Origin of the sequence: Shewanella electrica, assembly GCF_022321485.1 — a bacterium.
Classification (GTDB): domain Bacteria; phylum Pseudomonadota; class Gammaproteobacteria; order Enterobacterales; family Shewanellaceae; genus Shewanella; species Shewanella electrica.
Genome location: NZ_JAKOGG010000386.1, coordinates 1 through 263 on the forward strand (window position 1 = coordinate 1; position 263 = coordinate 263).

The 263-nt window shown below is 55.9% G+C and carries 1 protein-coding gene; it reads right to left on the reverse strand.

All coding sequences use genetic code 11. The features are described from left to right. A partial coding sequence (locus L9G74_RS24285; RefSeq protein WP_238898693.1) for a methionine adenosyltransferase domain-containing protein occupies window positions 1–263 on the reverse strand: 263 nt, incomplete at both ends.

Consider the following 263-nt stretch of genomic DNA (forward strand, 5'->3'; position numbering starts at 1 on the left):
TGATGATCATGCCAGGCCTGAAGTCGAAGTTCTCCTTCACAATCTTGAGGATCTCCTTGTCAGGGATCCTGCCAGTGCCGTATGTGTCGACGAATACGGACAGTGGCTCTGGGACACCGATGGCGTATGATACTTGGACAATGCAGCGGCGAGCAAGGCCACTAGCAACAATGCTCTTGGCAGCTTGCCTTGCGACGTATGCTCCACTGCGGTCAACCTTGGTTGGGTCCTTGCCAGAGAAGGCACCACCACCGTGAGCTCCC